The organism is Halomicrobium katesii DSM 19301 (assembly GCF_000379085.1).
In the GTDB taxonomy this organism is placed as follows: Archaea; Halobacteriota; Halobacteria; order Halobacteriales; family Haloarculaceae; genus Halomicrobium; species Halomicrobium katesii.
Genome location: NZ_KB905378.1, coordinates 512622 through 526487, shown reverse-complemented (window position 1 = coordinate 526487; position 13866 = coordinate 512622). Strand labels below are relative to the sequence as shown.

General features: G+C 67.8%; 15 protein-coding genes and 1 pseudogene. 10 read left to right on the top strand and 6 right to left on the bottom strand.

The window, feature by feature from the left end:
- Positions 1 to 34: 34 nt before the first annotated feature.
- The gene (gene mutS / locus HALKA_RS0102700) at positions 35 to 2779 is read left to right on the top strand and encodes a DNA mismatch repair protein MutS (protein WP_018256550.1); all 2745 of its coding nucleotides are present in this window, start codon (positions 35 to 37) and stop codon (positions 2777 to 2779) included.
- Positions 2780 to 2795: 16 nt separating this feature from the next.
- On the opposite strand, the gene HALKA_RS0102695 is transcribed toward mutS, so the two are convergent.
- The gene (locus tag HALKA_RS0102695) at positions 2796 to 3431 is read right to left on the bottom strand and encodes a GNAT family N-acetyltransferase (protein ID WP_018256549.1); all 636 of its coding nucleotides are present in this window, start codon (positions 3429 to 3431) and stop codon (positions 2796 to 2798) included.
- Between the two features lie 59 nt (positions 3432 to 3490).
- Positions 3491 to 4054 (bottom strand): metallophosphoesterase, encoded by a 564-nt coding sequence (locus tag HALKA_RS0102690; protein WP_018256548.1) that lies wholly within the window; start codon positions 4052 to 4054, stop codon positions 3491 to 3493.
- A 106-nt stretch (positions 4055 to 4160) separates the two neighbouring features.
- Between HALKA_RS0102690 and HALKA_RS0102685 the strand changes: the two genes are divergently transcribed.
- On the top strand, positions 4161 to 4832 hold the full coding sequence (locus tag HALKA_RS0102685; RefSeq protein ID WP_018256547.1) for a metallophosphoesterase family protein: 672 nt from the start codon (positions 4161 to 4163) through the stop codon (positions 4830 to 4832).
- Between the two features lie 214 nt (positions 4833 to 5046).
- Here the strand turns inward: HALKA_RS0102685 and HALKA_RS0102680 are convergent, their stop codons facing one another.
- The 3 genes from HALKA_RS0102680 to HALKA_RS0102670 all read right to left on the bottom strand — a co-directional run bounded on the left by HALKA_RS0102680 (position 5047) and on the right by HALKA_RS0102670 (position 6555).
- Positions 5047 to 5340 carry a hypothetical protein gene (locus HALKA_RS0102680; RefSeq protein WP_018256546.1) on the bottom strand — a complete coding sequence of 98 codons (294 nt, stop codon included), beginning with the start codon at positions 5338 to 5340 and terminating at the stop codon, positions 5047 to 5049.
- Between the two features lie 14 nt (positions 5341 to 5354).
- Positions 5355 to 5879, bottom strand: a complete 525-nt coding sequence (locus tag HALKA_RS0102675; protein ID WP_018256545.1) for a DoxX family protein — start codon at positions 5877 to 5879, stop codon at positions 5355 to 5357.
- Between the two features lie 205 nt (positions 5880 to 6084).
- Entirely contained in the window at positions 6085 to 6555 is a 471-nt protein-coding gene (locus tag HALKA_RS0102670; RefSeq protein ID WP_018256544.1) for a DUF7992 family protein, read from the bottom strand.
- A gap of 84 nt (positions 6556 to 6639) precedes the next feature.
- Here HALKA_RS0102670 and HALKA_RS0102665 point away from each other — a divergent pair, with 84 nt between their 5' ends.
- A complete protein-coding gene (locus HALKA_RS0102665; protein WP_018256543.1) occupies positions 6640 to 7467 on the top strand; it encodes a M48 family metallopeptidase in 828 nt (275 codons plus the stop codon).
- A gap of 1 nt (position 7468) precedes the next feature.
- On the top strand, positions 7469 to 7705 hold the full coding sequence (locus HALKA_RS0102660) for a hypothetical protein (RefSeq protein WP_018256542.1): 237 nt from the start codon (positions 7469 to 7471) through the stop codon (positions 7703 to 7705).
- Positions 7706 to 7728: 23 nt separating this feature from the next.
- Here the strand turns inward: HALKA_RS0102660 and HALKA_RS0102655 are convergent, their stop codons facing one another.
- A complete protein-coding gene (locus HALKA_RS0102655) occupies positions 7729 to 8151 on the bottom strand; it encodes a hypothetical protein (protein WP_245545311.1) in 423 nt (140 codons plus the stop codon).
- 111 nt (positions 8152 to 8262) lie between these two features.
- On the opposite strand from HALKA_RS0102655, the gene mutL reads away from it, so the two are divergent.
- The 6 genes and pseudogenes from mutL to HALKA_RS0102625 all read left to right on the top strand — a co-directional run bounded on the left by mutL (position 8263) and on the right by HALKA_RS0102625 (position 13838).
- Entirely contained in the window at positions 8263 to 10389 is a 2127-nt protein-coding gene (gene mutL / locus HALKA_RS0102650; RefSeq protein ID WP_018256540.1) for a DNA mismatch repair endonuclease MutL, read from the top strand.
- A gap of 126 nt (positions 10390 to 10515) precedes the next feature.
- Positions 10516 to 11475, top strand: a complete 960-nt coding sequence (locus HALKA_RS0102645) for a sugar kinase (protein ID WP_018256539.1) — start codon at positions 10516 to 10518, stop codon at positions 11473 to 11475.
- Between the two features lie 67 nt (positions 11476 to 11542).
- A pseudogene (locus HALKA_RS19000) lies at positions 11543 to 12427 on the top strand (MBL fold metallo-hydrolase); the annotation flags it as partial.
- Between the two features lie 225 nt (positions 12428 to 12652).
- Complete coding sequence (locus HALKA_RS0102635) at positions 12653 to 12979, top strand: UPF0175 family protein (protein WP_018256537.1); 327 nt, start codon at positions 12653 to 12655, stop codon at positions 12977 to 12979.
- Positions 12976 to 13482, top strand: a complete 507-nt coding sequence (locus HALKA_RS0102630) for a PIN domain-containing protein (RefSeq protein WP_018256536.1) — start codon at positions 12976 to 12978, stop codon at positions 13480 to 13482. The genes HALKA_RS0102635 and HALKA_RS0102630 overlap by 4 nt, the downstream gene beginning before the upstream one ends.
- Positions 13479 to 13838 (top strand): hypothetical protein, encoded by a 360-nt coding sequence (locus HALKA_RS0102625; RefSeq protein WP_018256535.1) that lies wholly within the window; start codon positions 13479 to 13481, stop codon positions 13836 to 13838. The genes HALKA_RS0102630 and HALKA_RS0102625 overlap by 4 nt, the downstream gene beginning before the upstream one ends.
- Positions 13839 to 13866 lie beyond the last annotated feature (28 nt).

The window sequence follows — 13866 nt, the reverse complement described above, 5'->3', positions numbered from 1 at the left end:
AACCCTTAGGCACCCGTCGCTCCCAGGGGCGGGTATGACAGAGGCGACGGGTATCGTCGGCGAGTTCCTCTCGCTGAAGGCGGACAGTGACGCGGATCTGCTGGCGATGCAGTGTGGCGACTTCTACGAGTTCTTCGACGAGGACGCCGAGATCGTCGCCGACGAGCTCGACCTGAAGGTGAGTCAGAAGTCCTCCCACGGCGCTTCGTACCCGATGGCGGGCGTGCCGGTCGACGACCTGACCCCCTACGTCTCCGCGCTGGTCGAGCGGGGCTACCGGGTCGCCGTCGCCGACCAGCACGAGACGGCGGACGGGCACGCCCGCGAGATCACGCGCGTCGTGACGCCGGGAACCCACCTGGAGACGACCGACGACGCCGCCCAGTACCTCGCTGCCGTCGTCGGTGCCGGCGGCGACTCGTCGGACCCGGCGGAGGGAGCCGACGGGAGCTACGGGCTGGCCGTGGCCGACGTGACCACCGGCCAGTTCCACGTGACCCAGCTCGACGGCCCGGACGCTCGCACGCGGATTCAGACGGAGCTGTACAAGTTCGACCCCGCGGAGGTGTTGCCCGGCCCCGACCTGCGTGGCGACGACGACTTCCTCGATCGCCTGCGCGAGCGGACCGACGCGGCGCTGACGGTCCACACCGAGGAGTCGTTCGCGCCCGGACGAGCGCGCCACCGCGTTCGCGACCACTTCGGCCCCGAGACCGTCGACAGCGTCGGTATCGCCGACGACGACGCGGCCATCTGTGCCGCCGGTGCCGTCCTGTCCTACGTCGAGGACACCGGCGTCGGGACGCTGGCCTCGATCACGCGCCTGCAGTCCTACGGCGCGACCGACCACGTCAATCTGGACGCGACGACCCAGCGCAACCTCGAACTGACCGAGACGATGCAAGGCGGGACCGACGGCTCGCTGTTCGAGACGATCGACCACACGACGACGGCTGCCGGCGCGCGCCTGCTCCGGGAGTGGCTCCAGCGTCCGCGTCGTGACCGCGGGGAACTACAGCGTCGGCAGTCCTGTATCGCCGCGCTGACCGAGGCAGCGATGGCTCGCGAACGGCTCTGTGAGACGCTCTCGGACGCGTACGACCTCGAACGACTCGCGTCGAAGGCGGTCTCGGACAGCGCCGACGCCCGCGACCTGCGCGCGGTCGCGGGGACGCTGTCCCTGCTGGAAACGGTCGAGGCGATCGTCGACGACGACGACCGACTGGCCGACTCGCCGCTGGCCGACGCCCTCGATCGGCTCGACCGCGAGGCCGCCGCCGACCTCGCCGCGGAACTGGACGCCGCCCTCGTCGACGACCCGCCGGGGACGGTCCGGCAGGGCGGCCTCTTCTGCCGTGGGTACGACGAGGAACTGGACGGGGTGATCGAGCGCCACGAGGACGCCCTGGAGTGGCTGGAGACGCTGCCCGACCGCGAGAAAGAGCGGGCCGGGATCACGCACCTCTCGGTCGACCGCAACAAGACGGACGGCTACTACATCCAGGTGGGCAAGAGCGAGGCCGACGAGGTCCCCGAGAGCTACGAGGGAATCAAGGAACTAAAGAACTCGAAGCGGTTCACGACCGACGACCTCCAGCAGAAGGAACGCGAGGTGTTCCGCCTCGAAGAACAGCGCCACGAGCTGGAGTACGAGCTGTTCGGCGACCTGCGGGAGCGAGTCGCCCAGCGGGCGACGCTCCTGCAGGACGTGGGCCGCGTGCTGGCAGAACTGGACGCCCTCGCGTCGCTCGCGATCCACGCCGTCCGCAACGACTGGACGCGTCCGGAACTCACCGACGGGCGCGAACTCGACGTGGAAGCGGGCCGGCACCCCGTCGTCGAGCAGACCACGGAGTTCGTCCCCAACGACCTCCGGATGGACGGGGCGACTTCGCCGCCGGACCAGGAGCGTGCCAGCGGGCACGCGGACGCGGATCGTCAGTTCCTGATCGTCACCGGCCCCAACATGAGCGGCAAGTCGACGTACATGCGACAGGCCGCGCTGATCACGCTGCTGGCACAGGTCGGCAGTTTCGTCCCCGCACGCGCGGCGACGGTCGGACTCGTCGACGGGATCTACACCCGCGTCGGCGCGCTGGACGAACTCGCACAGGGCCGGTCGACGTTCATGGTCGAGATGCAGGAACTCAGCAACATCCTCCACTCCGCGACCGACGACTCGCTGGTGATACTCGACGAGGTGGGCCGTGGCACCGCGACCTACGACGGCATCTCGATCGCCTGGGCGGCGACCGAATACCTGCACAACGAGGTCCGGGCGAAGACCCTCTTTGCGACACACTACCACGAGCTGACCTCGCTCGCCGACCACCTCGACCGCGTCCACAACGTCCACGTCGCTGCCGACGAGTCCGACGGTGACGTGACCTTCCTCCGGACGGTGCGAGACGGGCCGACCGACCGCTCCTACGGGATCCACGTCGCCGACCTGGCGGGCGTCCCAGAGCCCGTCGTCGACCGCTCCCGGACGGTGCTCGATCGCCTGCGCGAAGAGAAGGCCATCGAGGCGAAAGGCAGCGGGTCGTCCGAACCCGTCCAGACCGTCTTCGACGTGAACGCCGGCGGGTTCAAACGCGTCGACGAGAGCGAGACGGCCACCGCCGACGGTGGAACGGCGGCCGAGGCGTCGGACGGGGGACTGGACCCCGAGACCGAGGCCGTCGTCGAGGAACTGAGCGAACTCGACGTCAACGAGACGCCGCCGGTCGAGCTGCTGGCGACGGTCCAGCAGTGGCAAGAGCAACTGGACGACGACTGACGCGACCAGCGATCACCTATCGGCGACCGTCTGCTCTCGTCCCCACGATCGGGACGTGCTGGTACTCGATTCCGTCCCGGTCGTCCAGGGCTCGACGGAGCCGGAGGATCGCCGTCCTGCGGCCCCGTTCCTCGTAGGGCAGTTCCTCGACCACCTCGAAGCCGAGCTTCTCGTAGAGCCGGCGGGCCGTGCGGTTGTCCGGGTCGACGATCAGCGTGAGCGCCTCGCGGTCGGCGACGGCCGCCGCCGCGACGACGTGCTTGCTCAGTTCGGTCCCGATGCCCCGTCCCTGGTAGTCCTGGTGGACGAAGACGGCGAACTCCGGCTCGGCGTCGTCGGTCGGCGTGTACAGCGCGTGGCCGACGACGCCGGTCTCCCCGACCACGAGGAAGTTACACCCCTCGTCGAGCAGGCCGTCGAGCCAGTCGGCGATCCGCGAGCGCCTCCGTGGGGGCAATCCCTGTGCCGCCTGCCCCGGCGCGAAGTCGTCGTACATCGCGACGAGGGGGTCGTGGTCGCCGTCGGCCGCCGGGCGGATCACCCAGGACGAACCCTCCCGGTCGACGAACCGTGGACACCGCGGCGGGCAGTGTCGCGTCCCCTCGCACTCGCCTGGGTCCCAGTACCGACAGACGCGGTCTGTCTGGTCCATGGCTGACTCTCTGTCGTCCCCGGTCAAAAGGAGGGGGCTGCGCTCTCAGTCGCTGGGAATCACTCCTCGACCAGCGCCTTCGCTGCCGCCACGTCCCGGAGGCTGGTCGTCGCGGCGTCCAGCACCCCCGTCAGCGTCGCCAGCGAGATCGGTCGGAACTCCAGCAGCTCACAGCTCACGTTGACCCGCTGGGCTCGGGGAGCCACGAACGGGTGCGTCTCCGGGTCGTTGTTGTGGATGTGTCCGTGGATCACCCACTCGTCCCAGTCGTCGGGGACGTCTTCCGGGCGGTGCGTGCAGTAGAATCGGTAGTCGCCGTGTTCGAGCACACACGAGTCGAGCACCGGGAACGGAGCCGCGGCGGGATCGAGCCCCACGTCGTGGTTGCCCTGAAGAAGGAGGTCCCCGCCCAGCTGTTGGAAGTACTCGATCGTCTCCCGACCGTCCCGCATATCCATAGCCACGTCGCCGAGGTGAACGAGCAGGTCGTCGGGATCGACCGTCTCGTAGTGGCGATCGAGCAGCGCGCTGTCCATGTCGCCGACGGACGTGAACGGGCGATCACAGTACTCGATGATGTTCGAGTGCCCGAAGTGGTGATCGGAGATGACGTACCGGGCCATGGTCCATAGCGCGGGGCGAGGGACCTAACAGTTCGGGTCGATCGGGGTACGTTACCGTCCCTCGCGCGACCGCCACGCTTTCCGGACGGAATCGCCAAGGAGTCGTATGCGAATCGGACTGCTCTCAGACGTCCACGGGAACCGCCCGGCTCTCGACGCGGTCCTCGACGATCTGCCGCCCGTCGACGAACTGGTCTGTGTCGGCGACGTGGTCGGCTACAATCCCTGGCCCGCCGAGTGTCTCGAACTGGTCCGCGAGACGTGCTCTGTCGTCGTCCAGGGCAACCACGACCGCACCGTCGAGACCCCAGAGCGGTACGCGCACAACGAGATGGCACGGGCGGGACTCGAACGCGCCAGGCGGACACTCGATGACGAGCAACGCGAGTGGCTCGCCGACCGCCCGCCCCGGACGACCATCGCCGACGGACGGTACCGACTGGCCCACAGCCACCCGGACCCGGACCAGCTGGGCACCTACGTCCGCCCGCGGCAGTTTCCGGAACTGCGGCCCTACCTCGACGACCACGACGGCGTCGTCGTCGGCCACACCCACGTCCAGCACGAAGCGACGGTCGACGACCGCCTGATCGTCAATCCGGGGAGCGTCGGCCAGCCGCGCGACGGAGATCCGCGGGCGGCCTACGCCGTCCTCGACACCGACGACGACAGCGTCGAACTCCGCCGCGTCCAGTACGACATCGACCGGGTCATCTCGAAGGTCGAGGCGCTCGACATGCCCCGACGGCTCGGAATTCGGCTGCTCGACGGCTCCTGACACTTCGGCTCTGTGTCTGGGACGCATCTCTCGATCTCGGAGTGCCGAGCGTCTCCAGACAGTGACAGTCGGCGCGACAGAGACAGCCGCGAAAATCGTCGACACAGTCCCGCGACGGGGCGGCGAGTCGAGCGAGGCAAAGCGGCCTCGTTCTCGGACGGACTACTGTCGCCGTTTGCCCGGTCGATCCGATAAAGGCGGACAATGAGCCGTGTCAGTCGGCGGGCGTCTCGGCGCGGTCGGCGGCGTCGGCGGCCATCGGCGTGACGAGCTTGTAGGCACCCCAGACGGCCAGCACGACCAGCGCGGCGATGACGAGCCCGGTTCGCAGCGTCGGGTCGATCAGCGGCGTCGCGATCACCTCGCCGGCGTCGTTGGTCAGCGCGGCCGGGCTGTAGGGTTTGCCCGCCAGCAGTTCCAGCACGCCCATGACGACGATGCCCAGCACGAACAGGGCACCGCTCAGTCCCATGGCGATACGGTCGACGATCGTTGTGGTGTCAGTCATTGTGGGTCACCTCGTTAGCCGAGGATGTAGCGCAGTTTCGGGTGGCGTTGCACCAGCTTCGTCTGCTCGACGATGGCGTCGAGGCCGTAGTACCGGCCGGCACCCAGCACGAGCACGGTCATGAACAACAGCAGCCCCATCAGGTCGCTGTTGACCAGGCCGTGGCCGAACTCGGCGTTGCCGATCCAGAACAGGGTCATGAAGGTGACCCCGCCGATGGACGCCAGCCGCGTCAGCAGCCCCGCCATCAGCGCCAGCCCGATCAGCGTCTCGAACAGCGGGACGCCCGGCGCGATCAACCACGCCAGGTTGTTGCCCATCCAGACCGGGATCGGCCCCAGGGCCGTGCCCGTCATCTCCTGCATGTACATCGGCCCGTAGCTGTAGGCCAGCCCGTCCTCGACGAGCTTGGTCACGCCCGAGTGGAAGAACCACCAGCCCGTGATGACCCGCAGCAGGGCCAGCCAGTAGCTCGTCAGCGGCCCATCCAAGTCGAGCTCGAAGTCCGTCGCCAGGGGGTTCGCCGTGTTAGTTGCCATAATCACTCCCTCACATGTACGAGTTGGCGTTGATACGGGATATAAGAGGCTGCGTGTTCCCAGCGGGTGAAAACCGCTCTCAGATTCCGAGAGCGGGACGCGAGTGAGACCGCTCGGGTGCCGTCATACGGACGGTTGTCGGAATTTACCGGTGAGCGTCTACTCCGTGGCGACGCTTACCGGTACGCAACTACAACTTTCCGTATCACTCCTCGCGGTCGCCGTAGTCCACGTCCTCGTCGTCGAAGAAGCCGAAGTCGTCGTCGTCCCGGAGGACGTAGTCGTTCTCCAGCATCTCGGAGACGATCCGACCCAGCGAGTCGAGCGCCATGTCGATCCCGTCGGGATCGTCGAGGGCGTACTCGTCGGCGGCGTCGTCGGGGAGTTCGGGGGCGCGGTAACCGACCTCGTCGCTGGCGGGGTCCCAGTAGAAGTCGAAGGCCTCGATCAGATCGAGCCGCTCGACGACCGCGAACTCCGCCGTCGAGAGCCCGGCGCTGGTCGTCCACTCCTCGAAGGCGTCCTGCCAGGCACCGGCCTGGAGGAACCCCTCGACCTCCTCGCGACGGTAGTCGTCGCTCGTGTCGACGATCTCGTTGTCGATGGCTTCGTACTCGCCTCTGGTCTGTGGCCCGGACAGCGACGGCGGATCTGGAACGGGAACGTCGAGTGCCATAGATAGTTGTTGTCTCTACAACAGTATAGCACCTCCGGCACACAGGCCAGAAGGTTCTCAAGTGGCGACCAGAGAGGGGCGTGTATGAGACACGTCGGACTGAAAGCCCGGATGGCGTTCGTGGGGTCGCTGCTGTTTGGCTTCTACGCGGTCGCCGCGGTAGTGCTGATGGGGCTGTTCGGCGAGAGCGCGCTCCCGCTGATCCTCGTCGGGAGCGTCCTCTTCGTCGGCATCCAGTACAAGATCGGTAAGTGGGCGGCCCTGCGCAGCGTCAGCGCGGAGGACCTGCCAGAGGACCGCTTCCCCCAGATCCACAAGCAAGTCGAGTACCTCTCGACGGACATGGGCATCGAGAAACCGCGGCTGATGGTCGCGCGGATGGGCGTGCCCAACGCCTTCGCCGTCGGCCGCAAGGGTGCCGGGACGGTCGTCGTCAGCGAGGAACTGCTCCAGCTCCTCGACGCAGACGAGGTCGAGGGCGTCCTCGCTCACGAGCTGGCTCACATCCGCAACCGCGACGTAGTGATGATGGTGCTTGGCCAGGGGATCGCCTCGATCGTCGCCATCGCCGCCCAGTGGATCGTCCTGCTGACCGGCGACAACGACCTGGCCGACTTCTTCCTGGCGATCGTCGTCGGCCAGATCGTCCAGCTGATCGTGATGGTGTTCGTGCTGGCGATCTCGCGCTACCGGGAGTACGTCGCCGACAGCGACGCCGCAGCGGAGGTCGGGGGCGAGCCACTGGCCAGCGCGCTGGAGAAGATCTCGCGTGGGAGCGAGCGCGCCCAGGATTCCGCGATCGACGAGCAGGTCAGCGCACTGTGTATCTTCGGCGAGGAGCGCGGCCTGCTGGCCACGCTCTTTGCCTCGCACCCGCCCGTCGAGAAGCGCATCGAGCGGCTCCGCAACTGAGATGGACACCCGTACCGTCCTGGCGGCCGTCCTCGGCGTCGGCCTGGGGCTCGTCCTCCTGGCCGCGCCGGGAGCCGTCCGGACCGCCTACAGCGTCGGACGGAGCCCCCAGGACCGTCGCGGCGAGTACGGCTCGGCCGAGCGTGCTGGGCGTCGGGTCCACTCGCTGATCCGGGCGGTCGGCGCGGCCTTCGTCCTCGTGGGGCTGTACGTCGGCTGGCAGGCGCTCGCGGTCTGAGGTCGGTCCCGCTAGCGGCGCGATCAGTTCTTCTGGATCTCCGTCGGCGGCAGATCGCCGGGTCCGTCGGCCTCGACCCAGTTTTCCTCGGCGAGGACGAGCCGAGAGATCACCGCGGCCACGTCGCGGGCCGTCGCCTCCCGCTGGAAGAAGGAGACGTTGCCGAGCGACGCGCCGATCGACCGGCTCACTTCGACGGTCGCGAGCGCCTCGTCGCCGACGACGTCCTCGACTGTGCGGGTCACGCGCTCGTTGAGTTCCTTGCGCATCGGCTCGGAGAGTTCGTGGCCCGCCGGCAGGAGATCGTAGGTGATCGCGTACCCCTCCTCGTACCGTTCGACGGCGAAGAAGGGCGTCGATTCGGCCTCGGCCTCGTGGTAGGCGTCGTCGCGCGCCTGCTGGTCCTCGTACAGTGGCACGTCGGATGGATCGAATCCTGCTGGCACACGAGAGCGTACTCGATACGGCGTTATCAACCTGTTCCCGGCGGGAGACGACAGGGCAATCGGACACCGGAGCCCGCAGGCTCAAGGCGCTCCCGCCAGTACGAGGGGACAATGAGCGAGGGGACAGACACCGAGATCCGACGGCTCGATTCGGCGACCGTCGAGCGCATCGCGGCGGGAGAGGTCGTCGAGCGGCCCGCAAGCGTCGTCAAGGAACTCGTCGAGAACGCGCTGGACGCCGACGCCGACCGCGTCAGCGTCGCCGTCGAGCAGGGCGGTATCGAGGGGATCAAGGTGACCGACGACGGGATCGGGATGAGTCGCGAGGCCGTCGAGCGGGCCGTCGAGGAGCACACGACGAGCAAGATCAGTTCGATCGCGGACCTGGAGCGCGGGGTCGGGACGCTCGGCTTCCGCGGCGAGGCCCTGCACGCGATCGGGGCAGTCTCTCGGACGACGATCACCACGCGCCCGCGAGCGAGCGAGCACCGGGGGACCGAACTCGTCGTCGAGGGCGGCGACGTGACCGCCGTCGAGCCGGCGGGCTGTCCCGCCGGGACGACCATCGAAGTCGACGATCTCTTCTACAACGTCCCGGCCCGCCGGAAGTACCTCAAGCAGGCGAGCACGGAGTTCGCCCACGTCAACACCGTCGTCACAAGCTACGCGCTCGCGAACCCCGACGTGGCGGTGACGCTGTCACACGACGGCCGGGAGACGTTCGCGACGACGGGACAGGGCGATCTCGAAGCGACCGTCCTCTCGGTGTACGGCCGCGACGTCGCACAGTCGATGATCGAGGTGGACGACGGCGATCTGCCGGACGGGCCCCTGGAGTCGGTGACCGGACTCGTGAGCCACCCCGAGACCAACCGCGCGAGCCGGGACTACCTCTCGACGTACGTCAACGGCCGGTACGTCCGGGCCGACGCGGTTCGGGAGGCGATCGTCGACGCCTACGACACGCAGCTCGCGCCCGATCGGTACCCCTTCGCGGTCCTCTTTTGTGCCGTCGATCCGGCGACCGTCGACGTGAACGTCCACCCCCGGAAGATGGAGGTCCGTTTCGCAGACGACGAGGGCGTCCGTCGACAGGTCGAGCACGCGGTCCAGTCGGCGCTGCTCGCCGAAGGGCTCGTCCGCTCCAGCGCACCGCGGGGCCGCTCGGCCGCCGAGCAGACCGAGATCGCGCCCGAGTCCGGGCGAGTGGACGACGAGACAGACGCCGCCGGGGCCGGCGAGGGGGCCGACGGGGAGCAGTCCGGCGGCGACTCGGCTGGCGAGACGAGCCGTCCAGACACCCCAGCTTCGAGTCGAGCCGCCGACGGAGCGAGTGGCGCGTCCGCCGGCGAACGTGGCGACCGCGGACGGCCCGACGCGACGGCGGGGGGCGTGACGGAGGACGGTGCGACGGCCGACAGCGCGGCGGACACCACCTCGCCGCGGAGTCGGTCGAGCGCGTCCAGCGAACGGGGCGAGCCACCGACGAGCGCGCAGTCGACACAGACGGACGACGCCGACCGCGGGCGTGGCCGCTCCGGGCGCGACGCGGACCCAGAGCGGAAGTTCCGCGGCGACGACCGCCAGGCCCGGCTGGGCGGCGAGGAACCGGGCCAGTCGCTCGACTCGCTGCCGGCCTTACGGATCCTCGGGCAGCTCCACGAGACCTACGTCGTGGCGGAGGCCGACGACGGACTGGTCGTGATCGACCAGCACGCGGCCGACGAGCGGATCAACTACGAACGCCTGAAAGATGCCTTCGAAGGCGAGACGACGACGCAGGCGCTGGCCGAGCCGGTCGAACTCGAACTGACGGCGGGGGAGGCCGCGGTGTTCGAGGACCGCGTCGAGGCGCTCGCGCGACTGGGGTTTCACGCCGACCGAACCGGTGACCGGACCGTCGAGGTGCGGACGGTCCCCGGCGTGATCGCCGACGCCGCCGGCCCCGAACTCGTCCAGGACGTGCTGGCGGCGTTCGTCGCAGGCGAGCACGAGGCCGCCGACACGGTGGAGGCCGCCGCCGACGAGCTGCTTGCGGATCTCGCCTGTTACCCCTCGATCACGGGCAACACCTCACTGACCGAGGGTTCGATCCGGGAGTTGCTCGCCGCGCTCGACGACTGTGAGAACCCCTACGCCTGTCCGCACGGTCGACCGGTCGTCGTCGAGATCGACCGCGGCGAACTCGAAGACCGGTTCGAACGGGACTATCCGGGCCACAGCGGTCGGCGGACCTAACGGCTCCCGCGGCGGAGCGCACCGTTCGCGGTGTCGCGAACCGCCGGAAGACGCCGCCGCTGTCGACCGAAATCGCGCGCCGTAACGCCCGTGGCAACTAAGCCCCCGGCCGTCGATGGCTGGCTCATGAGTCGACTCGTCACGTTCGGAGAGACCGCGTTGCGACTGAGCCCGCCGGACCACGAGCGCCTGGAGACGGCGACCGACGTATCGCTGCACGCGGACGGAACCGAGAGCTCCGCCGCCGTCGCGGCCACGCGACTCGGTGCGCCGGCCGTCTGGCTGTCGAAGCTTCCCGACACGGTGCTCGGTCGGCGCGTCGTCGCCGAACTGGAACAGCAGGGCGACGGGCTCCAGACGCAGGTGGTCTGGGACGAGGACGGCCGGCAGGGCCTGCAGTTCGTCGAACGGGGGAGTCCACCCAGAGACGACGTGACCGTCCAGGACCGGGGCGACACCGCGCTGGCCACGGTGTCGACCGATGACGTGCGGATGGCGATGGTCCAGAACGCCGACGTGTTCTTCGTCAGCGGCTCGACGCCCGCGCTCTCGCCGACGGCCCGGCGGACCACGGAGGCGCTCTATCGGGCCTGCGAAGGGACCTGCGTGTTCGATCTGGACTACCAGTCCGGCCTCTGGTCGCTGGCGGACGCCCGCGAGGCGCTCCTCTCTCTGCAAGACGCCATCGACGTACTCGTCGCCGACGAAGACGACGCACAGGCGGTGTTCGACCGCTCGGGCAAGGCCCGCCAGCTGGCCCACTCGATCGCCTCCGAGGGCGACTTCGAGCAGGTCGTGATCACCCGCAGCGAGCGCGGGGCCGTCGCCTGGGACGACAACGTCGTCCACGAACAGGACGCCATCGAGACCGAGGTGATCGACGCCAGCGGCACGCACGCCGGGTTCCTCGGCGGGTATCTCCACCAGCTGTACGAGGACGCCCCGACGGAACAGGCGCTTGCCTACGGGACCGCCGCCGCCGCGCTGACCCGGACCGTCCCCGGCCCGCTGCCGACGATCTCGGCGAGCGAGGTCGAAGGCCTCGTCGAGACCGAGCGACAGCCCACGGGCGAGCGGAGCATCTGAGCGGTCCCGCGGGAGACCGGCGCACGAATCGATGGACGGAAAGCGCCAGCGGTGTGAAGAGAGATCGATGCAGGTCGAGTTTCTGGGCGGAGCCGGCGAGATCGGTCGCAGTGCTGTCCTGATCGACGGATCGCTCTTGCTGGACTACGGGATGGCCAGCGAGTTGCCCCCGCAGTACCCCGTCGACGACGTGGACCCGGACGCCGTCGTCGTCTCCCACGGGCACCTCGACCACGTCGGCGCGGTGCCGGCGCTGCTCTCGGGGACCGAACAGCCCACCGTCCACTGGACGCCGCCGACCCGAGAACTCGCGCTGACGCTGGCCGAAGACACGCTCAAACTCCACGGCGGGAGCCCGCGCTGTCCCTTCACCGAGAACGACGTGCGCCGGATCGGGGAGGTCTCGGCGACCCACGGCTACCGCGAGCCGTTCGAGGCGGCCGGCTACGAGGTGACGTTCTACAACGCCGGCCACATCCCCGGAAGCGCTCACGTCCTCGTCAGCGACGGCGAGACGCGGCTCCTCTATACCGGGGACTTCCACACGGACGATCAGCGCCTCGTCCCGGCGACGAGCGACCGCCCCGATGCCGACGCCGTGATCTGTGAGTCCACGTACTCGGACGTGAGCCACGAGGACCGGGGCGACGTGGAGGCGTCCTTCGTCGAGACGCTGCGCACGACCGTCTGGCAGGGCGGGACCGTCGTCGTCCCGGCCTTCGCCATCGGCCGGACACAGGAGATCATGCTCGTCTGTGCGGCCCACGACATCGACTGTTACGTCGACGGAATGGGACAGCGAGTCACCGAGCAGTTACGCCACCACCCCGCGTTCCTCCGAGACGCCGACGCCTTCCGCGGCGCGGTCTCGAACGCCCGCTTCGTCGACGGCCGCGACGGTCAGCGCCGACGGATCGCCGACCAGAACGCCGCCGTCGTCACCACGAGCGGATGCTCGGAAACGAAGATTCGCTAGCAGTCGCTGCTACCTGAACACCGTTCCGGGAGGGATCCCGACTCGGAATAGCCAATTCTGAATTAGCCTATTCTGAGGTTGTTTGGCGATGGCGGCGCCAGAGCGAGGAAAGGGTGCATAGGAGTGGCGAACTACTAACAGCCCATCCAACTGTGGCGGCACAATTCATATGATGTATGAAACCATAGCTTGGACCGAGACATGTCCCGAACCACCGCCACCATCCCCGACGATCTCACCGATCTCATGGAGGGCGCTGTCGAAGCGGGTATCTTCGAGAACAAGAGCGACGCCATCCGACACGTCCTCCGCGAGTATTTCGAGGAGAACGAGAACGCCCGAATCGCGGCGGCGGTTTCGCTGTACAAAGACGAGAAAATCACGCTGGGAACCGCCGCTCGGCTCGCTGACGTCAACCGGTTCGAGATGCGGGACATTCTTCGAGAGGAGGGCGTCGAACTACGCCTCGGGCCCGAGGACATGGCCGCCGCGCGAGACGAGATCGAAGCCGCCCGGAATCTCGAATGACAGAGGCACCGGAAAACGCGACGGTCCTGAACACCACTGTCCTCTCGAACTTCGCTCACGTGGATAACGTCGAGTTATTGCTGGAGTTACCCCGGCTCGTGACGGTCGACGCCGTACAGACCGAACTCGCCGAGGGGAGTGAAACCCATCACTACCTCGAAGGAGCTCTGGACGTGTTCGAAGACGATATTCCCGTGGTTACACCGTCTTCGCCAGCACAAAAACTGGAAGAGACACTTCTGGAGACCCTGGACTCAGGTGAGGCACAGGCGTTGGCCGTTGCAGAGGAGGCTGAGGGGATGGTCGTGACCGACGATGGTGATGCACGGACAATTGCCAACCAGCGTGGCATCAGGCTAACCGGGTCGATCGGTCTGTTAGTTCGGTTTGTCGAAAAAGACCGAATTACGGCCGATACAGCGGATACGTACCTGAAACGCTGGATCGACGAAGCGGGCTTTCGTTCTCCCGCTCGCGACTTCCAACGATTCCTCGACGAATGACACAGACGTACGCACTCACCATCGGTTTCCAGGCACACGAGTACGACGACGAGTTCTATCTCGTCGGCCAGGGCCATGGCACGCCGGCCGACGTACTCGAACACGTCGCCGGGGACCACCTCTTGCGCATTGCGGGCGCTCGGTCTATCGAGGATTACCTACTGGACGTCCTGAAGCGAGGCGAGAACACGGGCGAAGACGAGTACACCACCACTGAGGTCGACGTCGAGTGTGGGATACATGTCGACGTCCCCTACCGTCGCTTCGCGTTCTGGACGGACGATCGAGTCCACGAGTTCGAGGGGGAACCGACCGAGAGCGAGATCGAGTCGATGGTTTCGATGCTCCGCTCGTAGGCGACTAGATGGCGTATGACCACCCTTT